Genomic DNA, 774 nt, shown 5'->3' with positions numbered 1-774 from the left:
CAACAACCGCTGAGCCGTCCACATGTGCGCGCCGCTCAGGCGATGCTGTTTCCTTCTTGCCGCGTCCGGGTGGCAACTCGGCAAGGGCATTCGGGTGAATTCACCGGCGGCTCACGTTCCGCAGTTTCCCGGTCCGTCTATTCCTCGTTGTAGAAATGTCGGTCATGGCGCGAGCCGTTCAAACTGTGCTCGCTCGGTCTTACCGCCGGAGGCGGCATGACCGGAGAGAAAGGAAAATTCATGCAGAAGAGTGCTGCAGTCGTCGTCGGTGCAATCATGGCCCTGGGCGTGGCCGCTCCGGCCTTCGCCGATGCCGGAGCCAGTGGGTCCGCCAGCAACTCCCCGGGTGTCCTCTCCGGCAACACGGTCCAGGTCCCCCTGCACATTCCCGTTGGCGTGTGCGGTAACAGCATCGGCCTCGTCACCCTGCTGAACCCGGCGTTCGGCTCCGTGTGCACCAACTCCTGACCGGGTAAAGGCACCAGCCGCCCGGCTGTGCCACAGTCGGCCTTGGACCACCACCGTTTGCTGTGCCAAGGCCGGCTTTCCCAGATCTTCATCTCTCCAAGCAGGAAGACAACAAGAGTGCGACAGACCCTGAGCAGGGGAGTCGTCGTGGCAGCTGCCGCGACGAGCGTTCTGTCCCTGTACGGCAGTCCCGCCCTCGCGGACTCGACCGCGAGTGGTACCTCCAGCGGCTCGCCCGGCCTGGTCTCGGGCAACACCGTGCAGGCGCCGGTCGATGTGCCGGTCCATGCGTGCGGCAACACCGTC

At 64.9% G+C, this 774-nt stretch carries 2 protein-coding genes; both read left to right on the top strand.

Annotated elements, in window-relative coordinates; genetic code table 11:
• Window positions 1–240: 240 nt before the first annotated feature.
• Window positions 241–468, top strand: a complete 228-nt coding sequence (locus AC5WRT_RS38965; RefSeq protein WP_496098944.1) for a chaplin — start codon at window positions 241–243, stop codon at window positions 466–468.
• 117 nt (window positions 469–585) lie between these two features.
• On the top strand, window positions 586–774 hold a 189-nt coding region (locus tag AC5WRT_RS38960; protein ID WP_496101105.1), incomplete at its 3' end, for a chaplin.

The organism is Streptomyces sp. NTD91 (assembly GCF_059510455.1).
Note: the sequence above shows the minus strand (reverse complement) of the source record. Positions and strands in the feature narration are given on the sequence as shown.